This is a genomic window from Nostoc sp. (assembly GCF_036917655.1).
Taxonomy (GTDB): domain Bacteria; phylum Cyanobacteriota; class Cyanobacteriia; order Cyanobacteriales; family Nostocaceae; genus Nostoc.
Window position 1 is genome coordinate 1 of sequence record NZ_JBALCY010000059.1, and the last position, 26,249, is coordinate 26,249.

15 protein-coding genes are annotated in these 26,249 nt (G+C 38.7%); 6 read left to right on the forward strand and 9 right to left on the reverse strand.

The features are described from left to right. Nucleotides 1–529: 529 nt before the first annotated feature. The 3 genes from V7K30_RS19970 to V7K30_RS19980 are packed head-to-tail and all read right to left on the reverse strand — an operon-like array spanning nt 530 to nt 4,154. Entirely contained in the window at nt 530–1,966 is a 1,437-nt protein-coding gene (locus V7K30_RS19970) for a sulfotransferase domain-containing protein (RefSeq protein ID WP_335002187.1), read from the reverse strand. Between the two features lie 44 nt (nt 1,967–2,010). After that, nucleotides 2,011–3,369 carry an ABC transporter ATP-binding protein gene (locus V7K30_RS19975; protein ID WP_335002189.1) on the reverse strand — a complete coding sequence of 453 codons (1,359 nt, stop codon included), beginning with the start codon at nt 3,367–3,369 and terminating at the stop codon, nt 2,011–2,013. Next, the gene (locus tag V7K30_RS19980) at nt 3,366–4,154 is read right to left on the reverse strand and encodes an ABC transporter permease (protein WP_335002191.1); all 789 of its coding nucleotides are present in this window, start codon (nt 4,152–4,154) and stop codon (nt 3,366–3,368) included. Before V7K30_RS19980 ends, V7K30_RS19975 begins: the two co-directional genes overlap by 4 nt. Before the next feature lie 114 nt (nt 4,155–4,268). Between V7K30_RS19980 and V7K30_RS19985 the strand changes: the two genes are divergently transcribed. Both V7K30_RS19985 and V7K30_RS19990 read left to right on the forward strand, forming a co-directional pair. Then, nucleotides 4,269–6,563, forward strand: coding sequence for a glycosyltransferase (locus tag V7K30_RS19985; RefSeq protein ID WP_335002193.1), 2,295 nt, complete (start codon nt 4,269–4,271; stop codon nt 6,561–6,563). Nucleotides 6,564–6,575: 12 nt separating this feature from the next. Beyond that, nucleotides 6,576–8,828, forward strand: coding sequence for a glycosyltransferase (locus V7K30_RS19990; protein WP_335002195.1), 2,253 nt, complete (start codon nt 6,576–6,578; stop codon nt 8,826–8,828). Nucleotides 8,829–8,897: 69 nt separating this feature from the next. Here V7K30_RS19990 and V7K30_RS19995 read toward each other — a convergent pair whose 3' ends face one another. Next, nucleotides 8,898–9,032, reverse strand: a complete 135-nt coding sequence (locus tag V7K30_RS19995; RefSeq protein WP_335002197.1) for a hypothetical protein — start codon at nt 9,030–9,032, stop codon at nt 8,898–8,900. Nucleotides 9,033–9,584: 552 nt separating this feature from the next. Then, nucleotides 9,585–14,300, reverse strand: coding sequence for an amino acid adenylation domain-containing protein (locus V7K30_RS20000; RefSeq protein WP_335002198.1), 4,716 nt, complete (start codon nt 14,298–14,300; stop codon nt 9,585–9,587). Nucleotides 14,301–14,481: 181 nt separating this feature from the next. Here V7K30_RS20000 and V7K30_RS20005 point away from each other — a divergent pair, with 181 nt between their 5' ends. Then, a complete protein-coding gene (locus V7K30_RS20005; RefSeq protein ID WP_335002200.1) occupies nt 14,482–15,582 on the forward strand; it encodes an alpha/beta fold hydrolase in 1,101 nt (366 codons plus the stop codon). Nucleotides 15,583–15,655: 73 nt separating this feature from the next. Here the strand turns inward: V7K30_RS20005 and V7K30_RS20010 are convergent, their stop codons facing one another. From V7K30_RS20010 to V7K30_RS20020, 3 genes are all read right to left on the reverse strand, one after another. Then, entirely contained in the window at nt 15,656–18,916 is a 3,261-nt protein-coding gene (locus V7K30_RS20010; protein WP_335002202.1) for a non-ribosomal peptide synthetase, read from the reverse strand. Between the two features lie 9 nt (nt 18,917–18,925). Next, the gene (locus V7K30_RS20015) at nt 18,926–22,960 is read right to left on the reverse strand and encodes a non-ribosomal peptide synthetase (RefSeq protein ID WP_335002203.1); all 4,035 of its coding nucleotides are present in this window, start codon (nt 22,958–22,960) and stop codon (nt 18,926–18,928) included. A gap of 241 nt (nt 22,961–23,201) precedes the next feature. Continuing rightward, nucleotides 23,202–23,441 (reverse strand): reverse transcriptase N-terminal domain-containing protein, encoded by a 240-nt coding sequence (locus tag V7K30_RS20020; RefSeq protein WP_335002205.1) that lies wholly within the window; start codon nt 23,439–23,441, stop codon nt 23,202–23,204. 287 nt (nt 23,442–23,728) lie between these two features. Between V7K30_RS20020 and V7K30_RS34320 the strand changes: the two genes are divergently transcribed. The 3 genes from V7K30_RS34320 to V7K30_RS20030 all read left to right on the forward strand — a co-directional run bounded on the left by V7K30_RS34320 (nt 23,729) and on the right by V7K30_RS20030 (nt 24,904). Then, a complete protein-coding gene (locus V7K30_RS34320; protein ID WP_442941083.1) occupies nt 23,729–24,037 on the forward strand; it encodes a transposase in 309 nt (102 codons plus the stop codon). 62 nt (nt 24,038–24,099) lie between these two features. Next, on the forward strand, nt 24,100–24,294 hold the full coding sequence (locus tag V7K30_RS20025) for a hypothetical protein (protein WP_335002207.1): 195 nt from the start codon (nt 24,100–24,102) through the stop codon (nt 24,292–24,294). A 130-nt stretch (nt 24,295–24,424) separates the two neighbouring features. Beyond that, nucleotides 24,425–24,904: a hypothetical protein gene (locus V7K30_RS20030; RefSeq protein WP_335002209.1), complete on the forward strand. Its 480-nt coding sequence runs from the start codon at nt 24,425–24,427 to the stop codon at nt 24,902–24,904. Nucleotides 24,905–25,192: 288 nt separating this feature from the next. On the opposite strand, the gene V7K30_RS20035 is transcribed toward V7K30_RS20030, so the two are convergent. After that, complete coding sequence (locus tag V7K30_RS20035) at nt 25,193–26,158, reverse strand: aldo/keto reductase (protein WP_335002211.1); 966 nt, start codon at nt 26,156–26,158, stop codon at nt 25,193–25,195. Nucleotides 26,159–26,249 lie beyond the last annotated feature (91 nt).

The following is a 26,249-nucleotide window of genomic DNA, read 5'->3' on the forward strand; positions in this document are numbered from 1 at the left end:
TCTACTTCCCCTCAAAACTATACCTATCAACCGTTTCGCTTTAATTTTAAGTATTTTATCTGTTTGTTAAGAAAGATCCGGGTAATGGATAGCCTACAAGGGAAGGGGGTTAGGGGGTTAGGTCTATTTGCATACGTGTACCTCACCGGATTGAAAAAGTATAGATATCTATAGCAATCCTAAATCATTCGTGAACAATAAGATCCCTGACGGGAGCATCTCACTTTCGTAAAAAGCCTTGTAAAACCTCACTCCAACCCTCTCCTTCGTAAGGAGAGGGAGCAATAGACCTCTTGCAAAAGTGCCTAACATCGCACGCCTAACCCCTCCTCGCTTGCGGGGAGGGGAGACAAAGCGTAGCTTTGGCGGGGTGGGGTTCTTATTTTTGATTTATGCAAGAGGTCTAATAATCTTGTTTCTCATCTGGTATATTTGCAAAGCTGAGATGCTCCCATCCTCGATTTCTTAGAGAAGTGGGGAATCTTTAGCTTTGCAATATTCACAAATCAAAGAGGGTGCTGTAATATAATTATTCCCAATCAAATTTCATACCTAAATAATCTTCCAGCTTTCGATTGTGCGGTTGAAAAAAATTAGATAGCTTTTGGCGCAATTCGTTGCTAGTTCTTGAATAAGAACCAGAATTAACCTTGGGATATCCTGAAAGCGAGTAATTAGATATTCCTAAAAACTCATAAACCTGTTTCATAGTTTTATCGGTTTGATTATCAAGGTCTTCACTTCGCAAAATCAAAAACTGTTCTCTCGGAAAAAGAGTCATCCACTTTTCTAAAAAATAGAAGTATAAACCAAACCAGAGATATCCTTTTTCTGTTTGCCAGTATTTATCATTAACTTGGGTAGAGTCTATTATATCTTTTAGGATTTCCAGTTCAGATGTCATTGCTACTTCTAAAGAACGATGTTCTTTCATCAGTTTCAGATTCATATAGTAATGAGAAATAGCTCTATCTACTGGGTTACGTAGTATAGCAATTAGCTTAATTTGGGAAAATAGCTGAAATACTTTTTTTTCAACTTCATAGCTACCGAGATACCAAGGAGTTGCTTCTCCGGTTAAAAAGCCTCCTGCTACAGGAAGGGGAGGAAAATGAGCTAGATACCAATCCAGTCCGAGGTCAAAATTTTTAGTAAAAAAATGTAATTCTTTGTCGGTAGCTGGGAGAATTTTAGGGTGTTGACACAGATAATGATAAAGCGAAGAAGTGCCAGCTTTACCCATGCCAATAATTAAGAAGCTTACATTGTAAATTTTAGGAGAATCTATATACTTGTTTGGATATTTGTTATTGGCATAAATTGTTTTATCAATGCCAGTTTTATACGCAGTAATAGCTTCTGTTATTTTACCTTGTTTAGTAAGGATGTCTCCTAACGCCACATCAGCATAGGATGGAGTTAAACGTCCTTCAATGATTTGATAATAGGAGGCAATGATTCTCGCTAATTCATTTTGCTCAAGTAAGGTACAGTAGCAAATTATATAATTTAATGCAAAGTAAGATAAAGATAAGGATGGTTCAATTTCAATTGCTTTCATATAAGCAGCAATTGCTTCATTCCATTGATTTTTTTCTTTGAAATCATATCCTAAGACAATAGCATCCTTCCATGTCTTAGCATCAGCAGCAGTTTTCACTGTCTCAGAACGTGACAGCAGCATATGAAAGCTTTCATATGCTAATTTACTTTGGAGAAGATTTTGAAAAGCAGTAATTTCTTCTCCTTCAAAACCTAGAGTTTGTAGCATCGTCTTTAAAACTTTAGGTACTGATGCTATATCTGGCTGAATTTGCAAAGCTTCTTGGCAGACTTCGAGGGTTTTATCTAATTCTCCTTGTTCATAATAAAGTTCAGCTATTTTTTCATAAAAAGTTAGGTCGTCAGGCTTTATCTGTAGAGCTTTTCGATAATGAGTTACTAACTTTTTTAACTGATATTCCATAATTCCTGCTTGGGCGTTTTCATTATTGTTATCGCTGATTATTACTACTTTGAGCTTGTAATAACTTTAATTTGCCCATTTCCCGGCAAATTACATAATCCAAAATGAGAGTGATGATTGAAGGTGTAATGGGGTGCAACGTAAAAAACACCTACCTTTTCATAAACATCACAAATCTGAATATGGCTGTTAAATTCCGCTTGGGGAAGTTCATCGATGCAAGCATAATCATCAGCCTGCATTGTTACCAAAGCAAAACCGAGAACGTATTCACCCGGAGCGATACTAAGGTTAATACTACGACAAAAACGCACGCGATCGCCTTGACTAACTTGCTTAGGAACACTAACTTTTTGTAGACAGGAAGACTTACTATGAATTATCACATTAAACTTATTAGTAATCATGAGAGCAACAATTGGGACATCAAGACTTTGCTTTATTTGAAACTCGCAACAAAAATAAGCTTGTTCGCCTTGCAAAAAATTGGCTGTAGCTTCACCCTTAGCATTACAAATACCATAACGGGTTATCTGTGCATAGTTCGTCTTCGGAAAAGAAATAGGAATGAAAACTTCATCACCAGGCCAAAAAAAATCATCTGGTGTTTCTAGAAGCGGCACATCCACCTTTTTTTGAACAATAGCCGGAGAAACATTATTTACCAACCCACCTTTGAGTTGATAAAACTTAATAACACCTTTCATTGGTTCGCCTTGAAATATTTTTTCTCCATGATGCAGCAAAATCACCTCTTTACAATATTGCTGTACCGCAGCTAATTGATGAGTCACTAAAATAATCGTAATTTGTTTGGCTATCAGTTCCTCAAGACGGGCATAGCATTTCTGTTGAAAGAAAATATCACCAACTGCTAAAACTTCATCTAAAATTAGGACATCACATTCCAAAAAAATAAATAGAGAAAAAGCTAACCGCGCCTTCATTCCAGATGAATACAACTTCATCGGACGGTCAAAAAACTCTCCCAGTTCAGAAAATTCCGCAATATCTTCCAGGCGTTTTTGTACATACCCTTGAGGAAAACCTAACAACTCAGCACTATAAATTGCATTTCCTCGCCCACTGAGTTCCAAATTAAAATCAGTGCCCAATTCTAGGAGTGAGAGAACTTTCCCGTTTAATTGATAGCTTCCTGATGTGGGTTTCAATACCCCAGTAATAATCTTTAATAAGGTACTTTTACCTGCTCCATTTTCCCCGATAATTCCCATAAATTCGCCTTTTCGCACTTGAAAAGACACATCTTTAAGAGACCAAAACGACTGATGATAAGTTTCTTTTTTTAGACTTAACCATTCTTTAGCACGATGCCAAGGATTAGAATAAATTTTAAAACATTTACTTAGATTGCTGACTTGTAATATAATCTCATTATTCATATCACATCTCTAATTTCATCTTGAAGTTTTTGATTGACAACATTACTTAACCAAATAAATAAACCAGCCCACGATAGCATAATCAGCCAAACATGAATTTCTGGCATTTTGTTTTCTAAAATAATATAACGAACTGACTCAATAAATGCATAAGGCGGACTGAGATAAAGCCAAGGTAAAACATTTTTGGGAATAATAGTTTGTGGGTAAAAAATAGGCATCATCCAACTCCACAAGGGAATTATAAATTGTAAAATCTGCTTGACATCGGGAAAGAGAATTTGCAAATTAGCCAAAATTAACCCCATCCCAAAACCCAATCCTTGTAAAAGTACTCCCAATATGGGTAACAATAAGATTCCTAAACCTAAATGTCCGCCTAATAAAACACCAATGGGGAAAATTAAAGCTAAGTAAATCAAGAGCAAAAACAAAGAAGTTAAACTGGCTTTTGCGACAAAAACCTCAGAAGGAATTGTTAAACGCCTCAGATAAATAGAATTTTGGATAAAAGCATTGCTACCTTGAAAAATTGTTTCTGCAAATGTCCGCCAAGGTAAAAGTCCAGTCATGAGATATAAAGCATAGGAACTACCCCGTACACCGTGAGAAATCAGTAAAGAAAATACCACTGTGTAAATGAGAATTTCGCACAGGGGATGAATAATATTCCACAAAATACCTATACCAGTACCAGCATACCGATAACGCAATTCGTACCAAGCGTTATAAAAGATATAGCGCCGATATTGATAAAGATTTTGGAATAGACTGTGCTTTATCATACATCGTGAATTGTATAGAAATGTTAAAATTACTAGCGATCGCAGTAGTAGTGTAGTATCAAATATCAAGCAGTAATCATTAATTAAGCTGGATTCTATCAGCTTATATATTTTATGTCTACAGTTACACCTTTCTCCAGTGTCAGCGAATTTATCAATTTGCTGGAAACGAGAAAACAAAAATTTTCTGCTTCAGTAGTTTCTCATCCACCAATTGTCTCAATTATTTCTTCATTTTTTAATGCCCATAGGTATTTTGCAGCTACTTATGAATCTGTAATTAATCAAACTTGGCAAAATTTCGAGTGGATAATTGTTGACGATTGCTCAACACAACCAGAAGCGATCGCTCTATTTGATTCTTTACCAGCTAAGTCTGCAAAAATCAAAACGCTTTACCATCAAACCAACAGGGGACTAGCGGCTGGGAGAAATACTGCGATCGCTCACGGTACAGCCACAGGTAAATACCTCTTCTTCATGGATTTAGACGATTTGCTAGATCCTACTTGTATTGAAAAGTGCGTTCTTTTTCTAGAAACTCATCCAGAATTCTCTTTCGTCAACTCTTATTCAGTTGGCTTTCAAGCTGAAGAATATTGGTGGACTCATGGTTTTAATAAACCATCACAATTCATTCACGAAAATTGGGTTACAGGTAGATTACTTTATCGAAAGTCAGACTTTGATTGTCTAGGAGGATTTGATGAAAACCTCAGATTTTACGAAGATTGGGAAAGGTGGCTCAAAGCCATAGTCAATGGTCAAAAAGGTTGGACAATACCTGAATATTTAGATTGTTACCGTCGCATTGATTCTGGTTTGTTAGCAATTTATAGAGAAAATATTACAGAAGAAAAACGAGTTACAGATTTAATTAGCTCTCGATACAAGGATTTTTTTAATAAAAATCATCTTCCTGATATTACTATTAAAAAAAGCGACTTTGTGGCTCATTTATCTGCCAAAAACATAGATGTTGTTAATCTTCTGGAACGCGATTATTCCACTAAGCACGTACTTTGCTTTTTTCCTCACTTAGAAGTTGGCGGTGCTGACAAATTTAATATAAATTTAGTGACTATATTAGCTGCTCGTGGTTACGAACTGACTATTATTACAACTTCAAAATCCGAACATCCTTGGCATAAACATTTTTATAAGGTGACAGCAGATATATTTAATCTCTCTAATTTTTTACAAGACAATGATTGGTTAGGCTTTACTAAGTACATTATTAAATCACGTCAAATTAATATCGTTTTTATCTCAAATTCTTATATTGCTTACTACTTTTTACCCTTACTGCGTAGCGAATTTCCTGATGTCGCTTTTGTTGACTTTACTCATACTGTAGATCCTGGTTGGCGTGGCTGTGGATATCCCCGGATTTCTTGCCAATTCAGCCAACTTTTTGACTTGCAAATTGTATCCTCTCGTCACCTTGCGGAATATTATCGATGTCTGAATCCGCAAACTACTGAAAAATTGCAAGTTATTTATACTAACGTTGATACGAGTAATTGGGTGCAGGATAAAAAGAAGCGTCGGCAAGTACGAACACACCTGCGGATTCCTGATGATTCAGTTGTCATCTTATTTTCAGCCCGTTTAGTCGAACAAAAACGTCCTCTACTGTTAATTGAGATTGTTCAAGAACTAGTTAATCGCTCTCTCAATATCTCGACAATTATTGTTGGCAATGGTCATTTATTGCCCGAAATACAAAGTAAAATTAGTGACTTTGGTCTAGATTCACACTTTCATATATTACCAGCTATTAACCCTGAAGAAATGCTTGGCATCTATTCTGCTGCCGATATCTTGTTACTACCATCAGCTTATGAAGGGATTTCTCTGGTGATTTACGAAGCCATGTCAATGGAATTGCCAGTGGTTGCTTCAGATGTTGGCGGACAAGCAGAATTAGTCATCCCTGGAACTGGTTTTTTAGTTCCTAAAACAGAAGAGGAAAAAAGCGAAGTCGAGGAATACTTGAAAGTATTAATTCCTTTAATTCAAGATAGCCAACTGCGCTGTAAAATCGGCTACTATGCACGGCAACGAGTCGTTGAAATGTTTTCCTTAGACAAGATGGTTGAACGCATGGATACCCTATTTACTGAAGCGATCGCTTCATGCCAAACTAAACCCAAACCACTGATCAATCTTGCTTTAGCTGAAGAAATGCTACTTCTTGCTCTAGAATATCTGCGCCAAGAGCAAGCTTTAAGCCATCTCTGGCAAGAAAAGTGTCATTTAGAGAGACGAACACATCAACTTGAACAAGAAACACAAGAATTAAATTGGAAAAAACGAGCTATGGAATCATCCAAGTTCTGGAAGTTAAGGAAACAGTGGTTCAAGCTCAAGCGATCGCTACATTTGACTCAAGAAGAGGAAATCTAGGTCTTTGACAATATGAAAATATTTTTGATTGCTAGTGAATGTCCTCCAGTTCCTGGTGGTATTGCAACCTATATTGGCAATACGGCAGCGATGTTTGCTGATGCTGGACATGACATTACTGTTTTTGCCCGCAGTCCTCAAACAGGAATTGAAGAAAGAAACAAGCTGAAAATTATTGAAATAGTTCCTAAAGATACTTATTTATTAAATTTCACAAAAGCTCATCCCCGTTCTGAAAACCATCCGGCATTTCCTTATAATGTCATGGGTTATTGGGGCGCTGTCAGCTATCAATTAACAGAAGAAGTCATTAATTATATTCGTACTCATGGCCAACCAGATGTTATTGAGAGCGAAGACTATAGCGGAATTGCTTATTTTTTACTGCAAAAAAAGTTATTAGGCTGTCTAGAACTAAAAGGAGTACCGATAGTTGTCAACCTGCATAGTCCTCAATATCTGCTTTATCCTGCTGACAAAATGCCTAGTTATCACCTTTGTGATTACTGGGTAGGAAGGATGGAAAAGTTTTGCATCCTCGCTGCTGATGGAATTTTCGCTCCTACTCAGTATATTGCTCAACAGGTAAAAAAGACTTTAAATCCTGACCTCGACATTGAAATTATCTCTTTACCAGCACCGCAAAAACTTTTACATCAAGAGCAATTATCATTATCCTCACCCATACCTGGAGATATAGTTTACTTCGGCAGGTTAGAAGTCAGAAAAGGTATTATCCCCTTGTTAGAAGCTTGCAGTCGCTTATGGGATGCAGGCATAAATTTTCAACTTACAGCTATTGGTGGCGATACTTGGTATCATCTCCAAGGCTGTTATCTGAAAGCTTATTTAACAGAAAAATATCGTCAATATATTAATTCAGGTAAATTAATAATTTCTGCACCTCTACCCCAGGCTCAATTGTACGAGCGAGTCAAGAAAGCATGGTGTGTAGTCATTCCTTCTCTGTGGGAAAATTTTCCTAATGCCTGCCTAGAGTCTATGCTCTTAGGTAAAGCAATTTTAGCTTCATCTGCTGTTGGCCATGTAGAAATGCTACAAACAGCAGAAATGCAAGGAGGTTTAATTTTTGATTGGCAGAACAGTAATGATTTCGATGATAAATTAAACCAAATTCTCAGTTATTCAACAACTGAAATTTTAGAGTTAGGAGAAAAAGCTCGGACTTTAATTTTGATAATTTCTGCACCGAAAAATGTCTTGTCAAAACGGATAGCACATTTGCAAAAAGTTATTGGACGGCATCAAGAGAGAAATATTTTTCCTTCTTTAAACTATCCACCTCACGGTAAGGTTGCTTATCTACCATCTTTATTTGGAGATACAGATATAAGCATCAAAGCTAGAGTATCTGTTTGCATTCCATTCTACAATTGTGGCCACTACATAAGTGAAGCGCTCAACTCTGTATTTGCTTCAACCTATCCTGATTTAGAAGTGATTATTTTCAACGATGGTAGTACGGATAAGAAGAGCCTGGAAACTCTATCAGTTATCGAGCAAACATATAGTAACCTGAAAATTATTCATTCTGAAAACCTGGGTGTAGCCGCAGCGAGAAATAAAATGGCAGAGATAGCCTGTGGTGAATATATCGCTTTTCTCGATGCCGACGATCAAGTATCTCTAACTTTTTATGCACAAGCAGTAAAGGTATTAGAGCAGTACACAAATGTAGGTTTTGTTGGTTCTTGGATTAAAGAGTTTGGTGATTCAGAAAAAGTTTGGGTGGCTTGGAATACGGAATTTCCTTATCTACTTGCTCACAATACCCTTGGCGTTTGTACTGTAGTACGAAAGGCTGCTTACCTTGCTACTGGCGGCATGAAATCTCTGTTGGCAGAAAATTTAGAAGATTATGAATGTTGGATTAATATGTGTGAAAAAGGTTGGTTAGGAGTTATAATTCCCGAACTGCACTATTTTTATCGCATTCGTTCTGATTCTCGTTTGCAAAAGAGCAACCGCGAACAACTGCTCTATCTTTATGAGTTAATTACTGCTTTACATCCTCAATTATATCAGGATTATGGAACAGAAATTTATCATTTATTAAATCAAAATGGTGCGTCTTGGCTGTGGGATAATCCTTCACAAAACACCGTTGAACTTAATGTTAATTCAACAGGGATGGAAATACTTTCTCTTGTGACTAATAAGCTTAAGAAAGTGTACAGCGATGGGGGCATATCTCTAATATTAAACAGGTTGTTGCGATTGCTAAAATCACTTCTACGTACCTAGCCTTGATGTTTTGTACTTTTTCATTTGTTGCATTAGCTAAGTATTTCAGACTCCAAAATACTCAACAATTTATCTTCCAAAATAGTCAAATAAGGGCGGTTCAGCTTCCCCAAAGACTCCAAAAACTTCTCCACCGACTCCGATAACGCGCCCGAATACACTGCGATCGCCTACGGCGGGGCGCAGCCCATCGCGCAACTCCATCAGCGCTTTACCTGCCTCAAAAAACGCGCGAGGTACCTCTAGTTACCTTCAAGCGGTAAGCACTAGCCATGCCGTCAGGCTTATCGCTCTAAAACCAATGGTGAATACTCCTGATTCACGATGCCTAAAACCCTGTTTTTACGTTGGTTTTCAAAAGTTTGTGGTTTAGTGAGTCAAGCCCCTTCGTTGTTATTAGAAATAAAAAATGGTTGAGTTTTTTTCATTGTCTCACTTCTGGTATCACGCCTAAGTCGGCATCATAAAACAATGTATATTTAGTTTTGTGAAATAACGTAAAAATCAAGCATTTATAAGCTTTTACCCACCTTATACTTCGCAATATAGGTTCATTATTAATGCTGACTTACTTAAAGCTTATGAGTATTTTGATTTATACGTATCGGAGCGGATTTATGTAGCAGATCTATACTAGATTATGAAGTGCGGAATGTGGGCTATAACCAATGCCCCAAAAATTTTTTAAAATGCGATTGCAACACAAACTTAAAGCAATTCGTTGTAAACGTATCTGTAAATTTTTTTCAAATACTATTAATGCTCCTTGCTCTTTTCATTTAAGGAAGATAACTTAATCCGCCGACTTTCACGTGAGAGTGGTACTAAAAGTGGGGCTTGACTTTGAGGATTGCTTTGTTTAAAGCTTTCCACTATCTTAGAGATTTGTGCAATTGTCGGTGCTTCAAATACGCTACGCAAAGGCAACTCCACATGCAAGGTATCACGCACTCTAGAGACAAGCTGAGTTGCCAGTAATGAATGACCGCCTAGTTCAAAGAAATTGTCATAAATTCCCACGTGCTTAAGTCCTAAAACCTCAGCAAAAATTTTTACCAACACTTGTTCAACAGGAGTGCGAGGTGCGATGTAATTTTCAGTAAATTTGGGTTTAGTTGCATCATAGAATGCTCTTAAGGCGCGGCGATTGACTTTACCATTAGCTGTTAGAGGTAAAGATTCCAATACTACAAAAGCTGATGGCATCATGTACTCAGGCAGTTTTTGTGCTACGAAAGCCTGCAACTGCGGGACTAATTTACGCGCACCCTTGGCTTGTAAGGGATTATTAGCGTAAGATTGCCAGGGACGAAAGTAAGTCGTGCTGTGTGGAAAAATAGTTCTCTTACCTATTTCATCTTGCCGTACAAAAACCACATCATACCGTCCCTGAATATTTGAATGTGACCAGGTAATCTCAACTCCGTAAGGTACATCCAATGTATATAAATCTTCTGGCTCTACTCCTAAATTTTCGAGTTCTTGCAAAGCCTTACGCATTTGACCTACAGTTTTAAAACCTTCTATATTTGATAGCCATTCTGCTGTTTTAACTGCTGCCATCACCCGCGCATTAGGTACATTTTTAATACATAAAATTTCTGGTTTATTCTTAATTAATAACTCAGACACTGCTGAGACTGTTAAATTATCTTCAGACCAGTTCAATACTGAAGTAAATTCAGTATTATTAATAATTTCATCACCGATCTGAAGAATCACATTGTACCGAAATTGAGTTAACTCATTGCGATCGCGTCCCCGCAGCAGTTGAATTTGTACATGGCTAATCTGGGGAAAGTATTGCTTTATTGCACTAAAAAAAGCTGGGTCAATCACCAACTCTGCTTCTTGAAAAATTTGCATTTGAACCCGTTGCTGTAACTCAGAGCGAGTAAGGGAAGCTTCAGCTTGCTCCAGTTGCACTGACGCATGGAAAGCTTGCAATAGTGCCAGACTACGCACATCTCCTATGAAGATAAAGCCACCTGGAGCAGTTGCCCTCACAGCACCTTCCAATACACTAATCAGATAATCAATCCTAGGAAAGTATTGTACAACTGAGTTCAGAATTACTATATCAAAAGCTGCTGTTTCTACTTTATCAAAGTCACTAGCCATTTGCTGATGCAGCGTTACTTGCGGCATTTGTTGCTTTTCTAACTGCTGCTGAATGTAGTTAAGTGAAACTAGGGAAAAGTCTGTTGCACAATATTTAGTGCAGTGAGGTGCAATCTTGAATAGAATTAAACCTGTTCCACAACCAATTTCTAACACTCGCTTAGGTTGCAAAGCCAAAATTTGCGCTACTTGATTATTCACCCACTCACGCATCTGCTCTGCCGGAATAGGCTGATTTGTGTAACTACTGTTCCAGCCGATAAAATTGGATGTTGGATCGGAATCAGCAGCAGGTTGATTATAAGTTTCGTTATAGAGCATCTGCCATTGCAAAACCTGCTCATTCTGCAATTGCATTAATTGTATATTCTCCTGCTCACTCTTATATTCAGCTTTCGCTACTACATAAGCTACTAGCTGCTTTTCCTTTTCTTTATCCTCACGACTTATTACTACAGTTTGCTGTACTGCTGGATGCTGACTCAGTACTGCTTCAATTTCGCCCAACTCAATGCGATAGCCACGGATTTTTACCTGCTCATCGAGGCGGCCTAAAAATTCAATGTTGCCATCTACTCGATAGCGAACTAAATCACTTGTTTTATAGAGTCGTGCTTTTAACTTATTAGTAAAAGAATGAGAAATGAAGCATTGAGCAGTTAAATCAGGACGATTTAAATAACCTCGTGCCAATCCATCACCACTTATATATAAATCTCCTGAAACGCCAATGGGTACAGGTTGTAAATGTTTATCTAGGATGTAAACCTGGGTATTGGCAATGGGATGACCAATTGTAGGTGCTACATTCTCGTTATTCTGAAGATAAATATGACCAGAAGTTGTCACAACTGTATTTTCAGTTGGTCCATAATTATTAATTACCTGGAAAAAATGGTCATTTGAAGGATATTGATTTAGTTTTTCTCCACCTATAAGTAATATGCGTAAAGCTGCGTCTTGAGCAAAATCTAATAATAGAAACTTCTCTGCTATAGGTGTTGGTAAAAAGGAAATTGTTATTTTTTTTGAAATTAGCCAATCTCGGAGATATTCAGGCGATCGCCTGATTTCATCATTTACGATATAGATACTGGCTCCAACACTTAGGTAAGGCCAAATTTCCCAACTGCAAGCATCAAATGCAATCCCAGCTATCTGCGTTACTCGGTCAATATGTGAAACTGTAAATGCTTTGTGATGCCAAAAAACTAGATTTAGCAATCCTCTATGTTCAATTTGTACGCCTTTTGGCTTTCCTGTTGAGCCAGAAGTATAAATGACATAAGCAAGGTTGTCTGCTGTAACTTGGCTACAAAGATTATCTTTAATTTCTTGAGCAATAATTTTACAATCTTTATCTAAACAGATTATTTTTGAATTATTGTTTTCTAAACGTTCAAGCCATTGCTCGTGAGTTAATAAAACGGAGACTTGAGCATCTTTCAGCATAAAGTTTAAACGTTCAGATGGATAGCTTGGATCTAGAGGTACATAAGCTCCACCTGCTTTTAGGATGCTCAACATCCCCATTACCATATCAAAAGAGCGTTCTACACAAAGCCCTACTAAAACCTCGGCTTTAACTCCTAATTTTTTTAGATAATGTGCAAGTTGGTTACTACGTATATTTAACTCTTTATAGCTGAATTGCTCATTACCAAATACTAGTGCAGTTGCATCAGGATTCTGTTCTGCAATCCTCTCAAATAACTGATGGATACACTTATCTTGAGGATAATCTAACTGAGTATTATTCCATTCAATTAATAAATTATGTAGCTCAGATTCACTTAAAAGGGGTAATTGTGCAACTCGTTCTTCTGGATTTGCAACTATACCTTCAAGTAATATTTGCAAATGTCCTAGCATCCTAGTTATAGTAGCGTCATTAAATAAATCAGTGCTGTAAATTACAAAACCACTAATTCCTTCTGAGTTATCTACCCATAAACTATTTTGAGTATTTGGCTCCCAGAGGTGAAACTCTAAATCAAAGCGTGTTGTTTCCGTATCAAATGGTAGCGGACTTAAAGTTAAACCAGTTAACTCTAATGCTGACATAGGCGCATTTTGTAATGCAAATACCACTTGAAATAGCGGATTTTGATTTAAATTTCGCTCTGGATGTAGTTCTTCTACAAGCTTTTCAAAAGGCAAATCTTGATGAGCATAAGCTCCAAAAGCTATGTCTTTGACTCGATTCAATAATTCTCGAAAAGTTGGGTTTCCAGTTAAGTCGGTACGTAGGACTAAGCTATTGACAAAAAAACCAATTAATCCCTCAATTTCAGTACGGTTGCGATTGGCAACAGGTGAACCAATAGCAATATCTTCTTGTTGTGTGTAGCGATAAAGTAAAACTTTAAATGCTGCTAAGAGGGTTATAAACAAAGTTACCCCTTCTTGCTGTCCGAGAGCTAAAAGTGCTTTGCTCAAACTTTTTGATAATTGTATAGTTTGCCTTGCACCCTGGTAAGTTTGAACAGATAGTCTTGGTCTGTCTGTTGGCAGATTTAAAATAGAAATTCCGTCTAATTGCTTCTGCCAGTAGCCGAGTTGTTTTTGTAATACTTCTCCTTGCAACCATTGGCGTTGCCAGTATGCAAAGTCTGCATATTGGATTGTAAGTTCCGGTAGAGGAGAAGGCTGATTGCTAGCAAAAGCTATGTAGAGTCTTGCTATCTCTTGAATTAGCACTCCAATAGACCAACCATCGGAGATAATGTGGTGCATATTCAGCAGCAGGATATATTCTATCTCATTCAACCGCAGCAGTTTTACTTGCAACAATGAATCAGTTGATAAATTAAAAGGATGTTGAGCTTCTTGGTTAATGAATTGTCGTGCTTTTATTTCTCGTTCAGTTTGTGGCAGTTGCCGTAAATCTATTATTGGTAACGGGATTGTTAGCGTAGCATTAATTACCTGAACAGGTTGCCCTGACTGGATAACAAAATTGGTGCGTAAAGCTTCGTGTCGTCGCACAATTTCGTTAAAAGTTTGCTCTAGCGCGATTAAATTTAGTGAACCTGTTAAATGTAAAGCTACTGGAATGTTATAGAAAGGATTATTAGGTATTAATTGGTTAAGAAACCACAGCCGTTGTTGAGCAAAGGAGAGGGTAAGATTTCCAGAATGCGAAATAGGTACTAGAGGTCTAAAGCTGTATTTTTTATTATAATTAGTTGCTTTTAAAAATTCAATAATTTCTGCTTTTCTCTCTTGAATTTCTGCACGTAGTCCTGGTGTCAGAGTTCCTTCTGGCGCGTTACAACGAAACTTTTCACTATCAATAAAAACTTGAATATCTAAGCTACGAAGATAAGATAAAAACTCAACCGTATTCAAAATTATACCCCTTAACAACTGTTGTTACTTAGTAGTTATCAACTAACTCAGCATTTTTATCATACTTACAACACTGTATAAATCATTCTTGGGAGTGAAAGCTGAATGATTCTAACTATGGTATGAAGCTAAAAGACAACGCAATTAACAAGGTATCGCAAGGTTTAGGCTCATGATATTCATGCCTTATAATTTTTTACTTGTATGGCTGTTTCAACTGCTGTCCGTGGGGGTACTCGGCGGGGGAATCTACATTCTTTATGAGTGGTACGAACGAGAACTTGTAGGAACGTCTTACTTGGTAGCTGGATTAGTAATGCTTCTGTGGACTTTTGGCGGCCGTTTTATCAGTTTGCCACTGCTGCGCCGTCCTGGAAACCAAGAACCCAAGTTTATGCGTAGCGAAACTGTGCAGCGCTTGCCACGTCCAGATGGGAGCGTGTTACAAGTAGAGTTTTTTGGACCTGAAGATGGTCAACCAATTATTTTGTCACATGGTTGGGGGCCAAACAGTACTGTATGGTATTATGCCAAGCGACAATTAAGCGATCGCTTCCGAGTAATTGTTTGGGATCTACCAGGGTTAGGAAAATCCTCTAAACCGAAAAACAACGATCACTCTATAGAGAAATATGCCCGTGACTTGGAAGCTGTTGTTGCTATAGCAGGTGATAAACCTGTTATCTTAGTGGGGCATAGCATGGGTGGGATGATTAATTTAACCTTCTGTCGTCTGTTTCCAGAGCAATTAGGGAGTCGGGTGGCTGGCTTAATTCTTGTGGATACTACTTACACCAATCCGGTAAAAACTTGCATCTTTAGCAATCTGGTACGTAAATTGCAGAAACCGCTACTCGAACCTGTGTTGTACCTGACTACCGTACTGGGGCCAATTTTTTGGTTGATGACTTGGCTTTCGTATTTCAATGGTTCGCTGTACATCACCGTAGAACTGTCTGGATTTACGGGTACTGAAACACGGGGTCAACTCAATTTTGCAGGTCTACTGTCAGCATTGGGTTCGCCTGCTGTCCTGGCTCGTGGCACACTGGCAATGTTCAGGTTCGATGAAACAGAAACACTTGCAACTATTAATATTCCTGTGCTGGTAATGTGTGGGGATTCAGATATAGCGACTAAACCTGTGGCGAGCGATCGCATGAAGGCAGAATTACCTTACTCTGAAAGAGTCACCCTAAAACCAGGTGGACACATGGCATTAATGGAACAAAACCAGCAGTTTGCCGAAGCAGTCAGCAGGTTTTGCGATGGCTGCTTATAGCACCGAACCTGATATTAATCGCTACTGTGGTTCGCGCATATATACCGGATGACATAAATGGTGATGTTTCTCCTTAAAATTCAACGTCTTCTCGCTCTTGTCTGGGAGTTTCAGTTTTATCTCCACCTTTTGCTGCCCAACACATTGTATCAATGGACTTAGCAAGTTGTTCAATAGTTGGTGCTTCAAACAAATTGCGTACAGTTACATCTATTTGAAAGATATCTCGGATTCGGGAAATTAACTGAGTTGCTAATAGAGAATGACCGCCCAATTCAAAGAAACTGTCATGAATGCCTATCTGCTCTTTTATCAAAACTTTAGCCCAAATTTCTCCAAGTAACTCTTCAACTTGCGATCGCGGTGCTACATAATCATATCTATCGAAAGTTACTATATTGGGTCTAGGTAAAGCATGACGGTCTACTTTGCCATTAGGTGTTAGTGGTATTGATTCTAGTACTACATAGGCTGTTGGTATCATGTATTCTGGTAACTTTTCTTTCAAAAATTTGCATAGGTTATATGTCAAGTTTGATACTTCTACTACACTAAGAACAATATAAGCTACCAAATACTTATTATCAGGCATGTCTTCTTCAGCGATAACCACTGTTTCTTTCACTACTGGATGTTCACTCAACACCGCTTCAATCTCTGATAATTCAATGCGAAAGCCACGAATCTTTACTTGATTGTCAATCCGTCCTAAAAATTCAATATTGCCATCTGGTAAATAGCGGGCTAAATCACCTGTTTTATAAAGACGTGTTTTTGAGTTATTATTAAAGGAATTTGTAATAAAGCATTGAGCAGTTAATTCCGTGCGATTGAGATATTCTCGTGCCAAACCATCGCCACCAATATATAATTCACCCATAACGCCAATGGGCAAAGGTTGTAAATAAGTATCTAATATATAAATTTGTGTATTATTGATCGGGCAACCAATGGGAATAAATGTAGAGGATTCTGGTAATTGTTGGATATGGTAGTAAGATGAAAATGTTGTATTTTCTGTAGGGCCATAGACATGAATTAAATGCTTTGGCACGCCATGTTTGAGAATCTTTTTAACCCATCTTATATTAATAGCCTCGCCACCGAATAGTAAATATCGCAATGAAGCAAAAGCTTGCGGAACATCTCTAGAAATCTGTTCAAGTAAAGCTGTTGTCAAAAACAAGATACTAATGTCTTTTTGTCGTAGTTGTAATGCAAACTCGTGAGGGGAGAGGATTACATCTTTGCTAACACCCACAAGTTGAGCGCCGTTAAGTAGCGCTCCCCAAATCTCGAATGTTGCTGCATCAAAAGAAGTGTTTGAGGCTTGGGCGATTTTATCTGAGGAGGACAATTTGATATAATTTGTATTACACACTAGGCGATTTACAGCTTTGTGATTTATAGCCACACCCTTGGGTTTTCCTGTAGAACCAGAAGTATAAATAACATAAGCTAAATTGTTAGATGTAATGCTATTTTCAAGGTTATTTTTGTTTCCTTGAGTAATAATTCCCCAGTCTTTATCTATGCAAACGATTGGATTCAGGAAGTATTCAAAAGACTTGAGCAAATTTTCTTGTGTTAGCAATACTGAAACCTGTGCATCTTCCAGCATAAACTTTAGGCGTTCTTGAGGATAGCTGGAATCTAAAGGAAGATATGCTCCTCCTGCTTTCAGAATACCTAATAACCCAACTATCATTTCTATAGACTGCGAAATGCAAATACCTACTAAAATTTCTGAATCTACCCCGATCTTTTGTAAGTATTGTGCTAGTTTATTACTGCGATTATTCAACTCTTGATAAGTCAGCTGCTCGTCACCAAATACTAATGCTATAGAATCAGGTTGATGCTGTACCTGTTTTTCAAACAAGTGATGGATACACTTATCATTAGGATAATTTCCCTTAGTATTATTCCATTCCACTAATACCTGATGTCGCTCAACTTCACTTAATAGTGGTAAGTTTGCAATGCGTTGTTCTGGATTTGTAACAATACTTAACAACAGAGTTTTAAAATGTTCCAGCATCCGGTTAATGGTAGCTTCCTCAAACACATCTGTGTTATAAATTATTACGCCACGGACTCCTTCAGAATATTCCCAGTTTGCACCCCATAAGCTCCTAAAGTCGTCAGAACACTTCCATAAATGTAATTCTAAATCAAAGCGGGTTTTTTTTAAGTCAATATTTATAAAGCTAGGCACTAATCCAGGCAATTCTAGTGCCGACATTGGCGAATTCTGGAAACTAAATACTACTTGAAATAACGGATGATGGCTCAAGTTTCGCTCTGGATGCAGTTCTTCAACTAGCTTGTCAAATGGCAAATCTTGCTGGTTATAAGCTCCTAATGTTACTTCTCGTACTCTATCTAACAGTTCTCGAAAAGTTGGGTTTCCAGATAAGTTGCTACGTAGGACTAAACTATTGACAAAAAAACCAATTAAACCTTCAATTTCGCTGCGGTTACGGTTAGCAATTGGCGAACCTACCGCAATATCTTCTTGATGAGTGTAACGGAAGAGCAAAGTTTTAAATGCTGCCAGCAGTGTCATAAAAAAGGTGACTCCTTCTTGCTGCGAAAGCTTTTCTAGTGCATCAGTTAGCTTTTTTGGTAACTCAAAAAATTGTGTTGCTCCTTGATAGCTTTGTATAGCTGATCTTGGTTTGTCGGTAGGCAAATGCAGCATAGAAATGCCATTTAATTGCTGCTGCCAATAAGTTAACTGCGTTTGCAGCACTTCTCCTTGTAGCCACTCACGTTGCCAGTGGGCAAAGTCAGCGTATTGAAGAGGCAGTTCTGATAAAAACGGAGTTTGGTTCTGTGCAAAAGCTGTGTACAGCATTCCCAGTTCTCGAATCAGCACCCCAATAGACCAATCGTCGCAGATAATGTGGTGCATATTCATTAATAGAATATGTTCTGTCTTGGAAAGCACAAGCAACTTCACTCGCAGTAATGGCCCGGAGGATAAATTGAAGGGATGTTCTATCTCTGCGGTAATAATTCTCCTTGCTTCCAACTCTCCTTTCCCATCTGGCAATAGTTGGAGGTCTAATACAGAAATAGGTATTGTTAAGCTAGGTGCGATCGCCTGTAGAGGTTGGCCATCTAACACTATAAATGTAGTGCGTAAGCTTTCATGGCGATCCACAATTTCGTTAAAAGTCTGCTCCAGTGCTGTTAAGTTAAGTGAACCTGTTAAGCGAATTACTGTTGGCACATTATAAATAGTATTGTTAGGGATCAACTGATCGAGGAACCATAACCGTTGTTGGGCAAAAGATACTGGAAAGACAAAAATCTCTTCAGAAGACATATTGATTCCTTATTTTAAGGTTTGTGCTTTCTCAATACAGGCTCTTAACTGTGCGGCGAGAACCTGGATATTAGGTTTTCTCAGCATTGTTAGGTGATTGCCAGGAATATGATGAATTTCCGTTCTTTCCACAGCTAGCTGATCCCAACCCATACTCGGCTCTCCCTCCGCAATGTTTAACTGAACTTTTGTTCTGAAAAGATTAATTCGCTTAAGGTAGACTTGTGGAACGTAATTGAGAACTGCTTGGCTATTGGCGTAAAAAACACGAAACATAGGAACAATTGCTGACTCACTTAAAAGTCTTAACTTGGATTCCTCAGATATTCGGTTCTTACTAGGAGCGGTAATTAGACGCAAATAATCGAGGAAAAAAGGCCACATATATGGCACTACGGTAGTGAGAAGAAACTTAAAAGTATTACTCAAAGAAGGTAGATTGCTCTTAATTGGTGCTATGGTGTCAAGCACAGCAACTAAAGCTACTTCTTCCCCAGAATTTTGAAGTTGTTGGGCCATCTCAAAAGCAACCCATCCTCCAAAAGACCAACCTCCAATAAAATAAGGGCCTTTGGTTTGTACTGAGCGCAACGCTTTAATGTAGTGGCTAGCCATATCCTCAATGCGGTTTAGTGGAGTTTGCCCATCAAGTCCAATAGGCTGTAGTCCATAAAATGGTTGATTATTGCCCAATTGATGAGCTAATTCATAATAAGGAAAGACAACGCCAAATATTGGATGAACGCAGAAAAAAGGTGGATTTGAACCATTCGGTTGAATCGGAACCAAAGGAGAACACGCCAAATAATCTGTTTTTAAATATAGAGCGATCGCTAAACTTTCAATCGTTTGATTTAAAAACAGATTAGATAAGGGTAGATCGCGCTCAAACTGTTTGTTGATCTGGTCTAATAAACGGACAGCTAGCAGCGAATTACCTCCCAAATCGAAGAAATTGTCATAAATACCTATATTTTCAATGCTAAGAACTTCAGCCCAGATTTTTGCCAAGGTTGACTCAGTTGGAGTCCGAGGAGCAATAAAGGCTTTATCTATTGAGAGGCTCCGAATATCAACTGCTTTTAGTGCATAACGATCCACTTTACCATTAGCTGTTAGCGGCAGAGAATCCAGAACTACAAAAGCCTTTGGTATCATGTATTCTGGTAATTTTTCTTTTAATAATTCACGTAGTTCAATAATTGTTTGCTCCGGCGGTGACTTAGAAATAATATAAGCTACTAAATACTTGCGATCGGATAGATCCCCTTGAGAAATTACAATTACTTCTTGTATATTTTTATGCTGAATTATAACTGTTTCAATCTCGGACAACTCAATGCGGAAGCCGCGAATTTTTACTTGATTATCGATGCGTCCTAAAAATTCGATATTCCCGTCTGGTCGATATCTTGCTAAATCGCCAGTCTTGTAAAGTCTTGCTCCCTTTTTATCATTAAAAGGATTGTGAATAAACTTTTCGGCAGTTAATTCAGGGCAATTAAGATAGCCTCGTGCTAGCCCATCACCACCAATATATAATTCGCCTAAAATTCCAATTGGTACAGGTTGTAAATATTTATCTAATATATAAATTTCAGTGTTAGCGATTGGGCGACCAATGGGAGGTTTTTCACTTACAGATTTAATTTCGGCAACGGTTGACCAAACGGTTGCTTCAGTAGGCCCGTAAGCGTTAAAAAACCTCCGGCTAGAACTCCACCAACGTTTTACTATATCCTCAGAACATGATTCGCCTGCACTAATAATAGTTTGTAATTCGGGGAGGGATTCTGTAGGTAAGACTGCCAAAACCGCCGGGGGAAAAGTGACGTGAGTAATAGCTTTTTCGCGTAATAGTTGGAGCAAAGCTTTTCCAGGGAGAAGACATTCTTTATTTGCTAAATAAAGAGTTGCCCCTATTTGCAATGCCATCACAATCTCAAAAATTGAAGCATCGAAACTCAATGATGCAAATTGCAGAATGCGGTTACTCTGTTGTAAGTTAAAAACCTCAATCTGATCTGCTGCTAAATTAGACAATCCTCGGTGTTCTATAGAAACGGCTTTTGGTTGCCCTGTTGAGCCAGAAGTGTAGATGACATAAGCTAAGTTTTCAAGTGTTACACAACTCTTTGGGTTTTCTTGACTATGTTGTGTAATGGTTCCCCAATCTTTATCTATACTAATAATTGGTTTTGAGAATTCTGTAAAATGCTGAAGCAATTTTCCTTGTGTTAGCAATACTGAAACTTGTGCATCTTCCAACATGAAGTGAAGACGCTCTTGAGGATAGCTAGGATCTAAAGGTAGGTATGCGCCACCAGCTTTGAGGATACCTAATAACCCAATTATCATCTCTGGCGATCGCTCTACACAAATACCAACTAAAGATTCAATTGTTACACCTATTTTTTGGAGATGATGTGCAAGTTGATTGCTGCGTATATTTAACTCTTTATAGCTGAGTTGTTGATTACCAAATCCAAGTGCAACTGCATCTGGGTTTTTCTCGACCTGGGCTTCAAATAACTGGTGAAAACATTTATTATTTGAGTAAATTTTTTTAGTGTTGTTCCAATCAATTAATAACTGCTGTAGTTCTCCTTTAGTAAGCAAAGATAAATCTGAAAGATGCTGTTTTGGATTAACAACAATACTTTCTAACAGTATTTGGTAATGTCCCAGCATTCGCGTAATAGTGCTTTGATCAAATAAATCAGTGCTATATACTACTTCTCCTTTGAGAGTTTCCAAGTCTCGCCACACATGGAACTCTAAATCAATCTTTGCAATTTTGCTGTCGAAGTCGAATAGCGAAAGCTTTAGCCCAGGTAACTCTAGCGTTTCAATGGGAGTATTTTGCAGGCTAAATACAACCTGAAATAAGGGATGGCGGCTCAAATCTCGCTCTGGATTAAGTTCCTCCACCAGCTTTTCAAAGGGCAAATCCTGATGGGTGTATGCTCCTAAAGTTACCTCTCGCACTCGATTTAATAATTCTTGAAACGTCGGGTTCCCTGAAAAATCTGTACGCAGCACCAAACTATTGACAAAAAAACCAATCAACCCCTCTAGTTCGCTTCGGTTGCGATTAGCGATCGGCGAACCTACGGCAATATCATCTTGCTGCGTGTAGCGATATAGCAAAGTCTGGAAGGCTGCCAGCATTGTCATGAATAACGTAACATCTTCTTGGTAGCTAAGTGCTTCTAGCCCTTGAGTTAAGGACTGTGGTAGTTCTAGAAAATGTTTTGCACCCCTGTGTGTTGGAACTGCTGGTCTTAGTCGGTCAGTGGGGAGATTCAGTGCCGAAATCCCGTCTAATTGTTTTTGCCAATAAGCTAACTGCGTTTGTAACGGCGAACAGCCATTTGTCCCTATGCCTTGTAGCCACTCCCGTTGCCATTGGGCGAAATCTGCGTACTGAATGGGTAGTTCTGGCAGAGGCGTAGACATCAGATATCGCTGATCTTCTACAAAACTTTTGTATAATACCCCCAGTTCTCTAACTAGCACTCCAATTGACCAGCCATCAGCAACAATGTGATGTAGATTTAGTAGCAGTACATATTCTGCTTCATCTAGTTGTAGCAGCTTCACTCGCAGCAATGGCCCGGTATTGAGATTGAAAGGATTTTGAGCCTCTGCGGTTGCGATTTGCTGTACTTGTATCTCACGTTCTTGACTATCGAAATTGCGTATATCTATTAGGGGAAAAGGTATGGTTAAGCTGGGTGCGTTAGCGCAGCTTGACGCAGCGATCGCCTGCACTAGTTCTTGCTGTACCATAACAAACATAGTGCGTAAGATTTCGTGGCGACGGACAATTTCGTTTAATGTCTGCTTGAAGGCGGTGAAGTTTAGGGAACCTCTCAGACGAAGTGCTGTTGACACATTATAAAATGGATTACCGGGTGCTAACTGATCGAGAAACCACAATCGTTGCTGGGCGAAAGAAGTGGGGAAGATAAAAACCTCTGCATCTTCATAAAAATTAAGTTCTTCATCATCTGTAAGGCTACTAAAAATATACTTGCTCATCAGAATATCTTTCCCAAAAAAAGAGTATGAAGAGAGAGGGCTGATAAAGTTATTTCTTCCACAACGATAATGTTTTTGCTAAAAGCAACCCATATTTTACATCCTATCACTGTAAATGACACCTCCCAGCGTAGATAATAGGACAACCAGAAGTCAATATAAAATCGACATCCTAAAAAGGTATTTTGAGTAAATTTACACCTTGACTTTTTTTGCCATTTGCCTTGGGGATATACATCCTTCAAGTAGGATATGGTTTCCAAGGTATGAACTTAGTTAGTATGTCTACTAATAGTCCCCTGGCTACTGGTGTTTTGATTACCAGTTTATCTACTCCTGGAGTGTTCTTGCCAATGTTTATTTGCGTCACTTTCCTTACGCAAACAAGGATGTTTGAGTAGCTATGCAAGAGCAATCTTTGTAAATTGTGAACCAACTTGAGATTCCCTATTCTTGCAGCCTTGAATATTCTCTGCCTCAATCGCCTACTTTATCGTAAATTAAAGGGTTTAAGACCCCTACGTTTAGGGGGTAAATGAGCAATCGAACAGAAAGTTACGCTCAGGCTGTAACCCTTACTGGATAAGCATTCTGCAAACCGATATTTTTCAAAATTCCGAATGTACCAATTAACCTATAGGCTATTTGGTGCAGCAATTTAATACGGCTCATCTTGGGTTTGAAGCTCCTAAATTTCCGAGACTTCAATTGGTACAGTTTTATTCCTGGCGATCGCAGTAAGAAATCTACTGTGTCAGGCTCGGACAAATGGACAAATCGAGGCAAAACGACGTGGAGGATATCAAAAGCCAAACTGAGATATTAATACCTCAGTTATGGAAAGGGGCAATCGTGGTCATGGATAATCTCCGGGTTCATCACGCTGAGTGTATCAGAGTGGCAATCGAGTCAGTCGGTGCAAAAATCAAGTTTTTGCCCCCTTATTCTCCTGATTTATCCCCTATAGAACTGTGTTGGTCGAAACTAAAGCAATTTCTCCGTTCCTGCGAAGCACGTACACTGGAATCACGATGGCCTTGCAATGGCGCTTGCTGTCAATTACATTACCGAAGATGATGCTCTCGGTTGGTTCAACCACTGTGGTCTATTTACCTGAAAATTGCTGTAATAGTTGCTGAATGCGGATCACCCCTGGCGAGAGGAGGTTAGCGCAGCGCTTGGAGGAGAAATTAGAGGATGATTACCTGCTGTGGTATGACGTGCCAGTAGGTAAAAAGCGTGTGCGTTCTAGCAGCAAACATGGACATTGCGCGGGAGCTCGCCAGAGAATAAATAAACTATTGCGCCGTGGTATTCCTAAGACTTTAGGCTAGAATCCCCTAGCCTAAAGACAGGGGTGTTGACAGGGGATTTCTAATTTTTGGCTCATGTCACCTGATAATTCAGGTTTTATAATTAAAGTTAAAGGGCTTAGAGCATTAAGCATAAATGAGGTTAAAGGCTGTGAAGAAAATAGTTGTTGCTGCAATATTCAGTTTAATCGCTGGCTCAACATCTTTACTTTTTCCCCAAGCCGCTAAAGCTGATAGGGTTGTTTATTGTCATCCTGTTACTGACAATAGGGTGGTCAAAGAATCGGCGGCTGACCACTCCCATGCTTATGCAAATGGTTTTCGAGAAGGAGAACAAAGCGCTCGGAATAGAGTTGCTTATAAACCTCGGGCTGCGGGAGGTGAATTTGCTCGTGGTTTTCAGGATGGTTATTTGAATCTACCTTATGCTGGGCAAGAGAATGTTGTATCTAAAACAATTGTGCAACAGACTACTCAGGTTTGTAATGAAGATGGTTATTACACCGTAGCGCCTCCTCCTGCTTACATCTACAACCCCTATGCCATCTACGGGTCGCCCTATCCTACTTTTGGCATCAACTTCGGATTTGGAAGAGGGGGCTACAGATGGGGTCACTATCGAAGATGGTAGAGGGTGGGGAATTCCGCACTAACCAGTTGTGGCGTCCCTTGCGCGTCTCCAAGAGTTGCGATGACCGAGGGCTGTGGGTTGGCTGCTGAGTTATTCTACAGCTTTGGGTCAACAACTGGCGATTTGTGACTGTTGCGTTCTCTTGATATCTTATTTAAATTGCAATTCACAGACAAGTTATGCCAAATTGCCAGAACCTTTGAATATGGCATCGTAATTTAAACTTTTTCAAGCGATCGCGAGTAGCGTTTCGTAGAGAGGAAATAAAAATTCCATCAAAATGCGGTACTAGCTGTTTGAGGAACTGGCTTGATTGAGAAGGTTAATAGCATCTTGGTCGAGCTTTATATTGACAGCTTTGATGATATCGTCGAGCTGCTCAACCTTTGTTGCACTAACAATAGGGGAAGTAATGGTCGGATTAGCAATGAGCCACGCCAAAGAAACTTGGGTAGGAGTAGAATTATAAGTCTTTGCTACCCGATCAATTGCCTTTAGAATTCCTAAACCACGAGGGTTTAAATATCTTTTTACAGAACTACCGCGGAGACTAATAGACAAATCTTCTTCTGAGCGATATTTCCCAGAGAGAAAGCCACTGCACAGAGAAGAATAGCTAATCACAGCAATTTCCTGTTCTTGGCAAATTTGTTGTAAATCCTGCTCATAGCCATCTCGGTCATACAAGTTATAACGGGGCTGAAGGCTTTCGTACCGAGGATAGCTATGCTGACGGCTGATTTCTAATGCCCTCCGCAGACGCTCTGCACTATAGTTTGAAGCACCAATCGCACGTACTTTTCCTTGACGAATCAATTCTGCGTAGGTTTCAAGAGTTTCTTCAAGTGGAGTACTTTCATCGTCAATATGCGATTGATATAAATCAATATAATCAGTTTGTAACCTTTGCAATGAGTCTTCAACAGCTTGTTGAATGTGTTTGCGAGAAAGCCCTTTGCCTTTAACACCCATATCGTTGCCAACCTTAGTTGCAATCACCACTTGGTCACGATGACCACGCTGCTTGAGCCATTTTCCTAAAATTGTCTCAGACTCTCCACCAATATTTCCTCTTACCCACTTGGAATAGACATCAGCTGTGTCAATAAAATTACCTCCAGCCGCTATAAAGTGATCTAAAATCTCAAATGAAGTATTTTCATCAATTGTCCAGCCAAACACGTTGCCACCAAAAGATATTGGTGAGACTTCTAGTCCTGAACGTCCAAGTTTACGTCTTTCTGTAATGACCATGAGTTTTCTCTCAAGACAGTTTTAGAATTAATTGTGCCAACTAGGGCAAATTCAAATAAAAAATACAGTATGCTATTAAAACCACGATAAA

Bases quoted from the DNA above. Each gene is read 5' to 3' on its own strand.
- V7K30_RS19970 (WP_335002187.1), bottom strand. From the start codon at position 1,966: ATGGAATATCAGTTAAAAAAGTTAGTAACTCATTATCGAAAAGCTCTA.
- V7K30_RS19975 (WP_335002189.1), bottom strand. From the start codon at position 3,369: ATGAATAATGAGATTATATTACAAGTCAGCAATCTAAGTAAATGTTTT.
- V7K30_RS19980 (WP_335002191.1), bottom strand. From the start codon at position 4,154: ATGATAAAGCACAGTCTATTCCAAAATCTTTATCAATATCGGCGCTAT.
- V7K30_RS19985 (WP_335002193.1), top strand. From the start codon at position 4,269: ATGTCTACAGTTACACCTTTCTCCAGTGTCAGCGAATTTATCAATTTG.
- V7K30_RS19990 (WP_335002195.1), top strand. From the start codon at position 6,576: ATGAAAATATTTTTGATTGCTAGTGAATGTCCTCCAGTTCCTGGTGGT.
- V7K30_RS19995 (WP_335002197.1), bottom strand. From the start codon at position 9,032: ATGGAGTTGCGCGATGGGCTGCGCCCCGCCGTAGGCGATCGCAGTGTA.
- V7K30_RS20005 (WP_335002200.1), top strand. From the start codon at position 14,482: ATGCCTTATAATTTTTTACTTGTATGGCTGTTTCAACTGCTGTCCGTG.
- V7K30_RS20010 (WP_335002202.1), bottom strand. From the start codon at position 18,916: ATGTCTTCTGAAGAGATTTTTGTCTTTCCAGTATCTTTTGCCCAACAA.
- V7K30_RS20015 (WP_335002203.1), bottom strand. From the start codon at position 22,960: ATGAGCAAGTATATTTTTAGTAGCCTTACAGATGATGAAGAACTTAAT.
- V7K30_RS34320 (WP_442941083.1), top strand. From the start codon at position 23,729: ATGGACAAATCGAGGCAAAACGACGTGGAGGATATCAAAAGCCAAACT.
- V7K30_RS20025 (WP_335002207.1), top strand. From the start codon at position 24,100: ATGCGGATCACCCCTGGCGAGAGGAGGTTAGCGCAGCGCTTGGAGGAG.
- V7K30_RS20035 (WP_335002211.1), bottom strand. From the start codon at position 26,158: ATGGTCATTACAGAAAGACGTAAACTTGGACGTTCAGGACTAGAAGTC.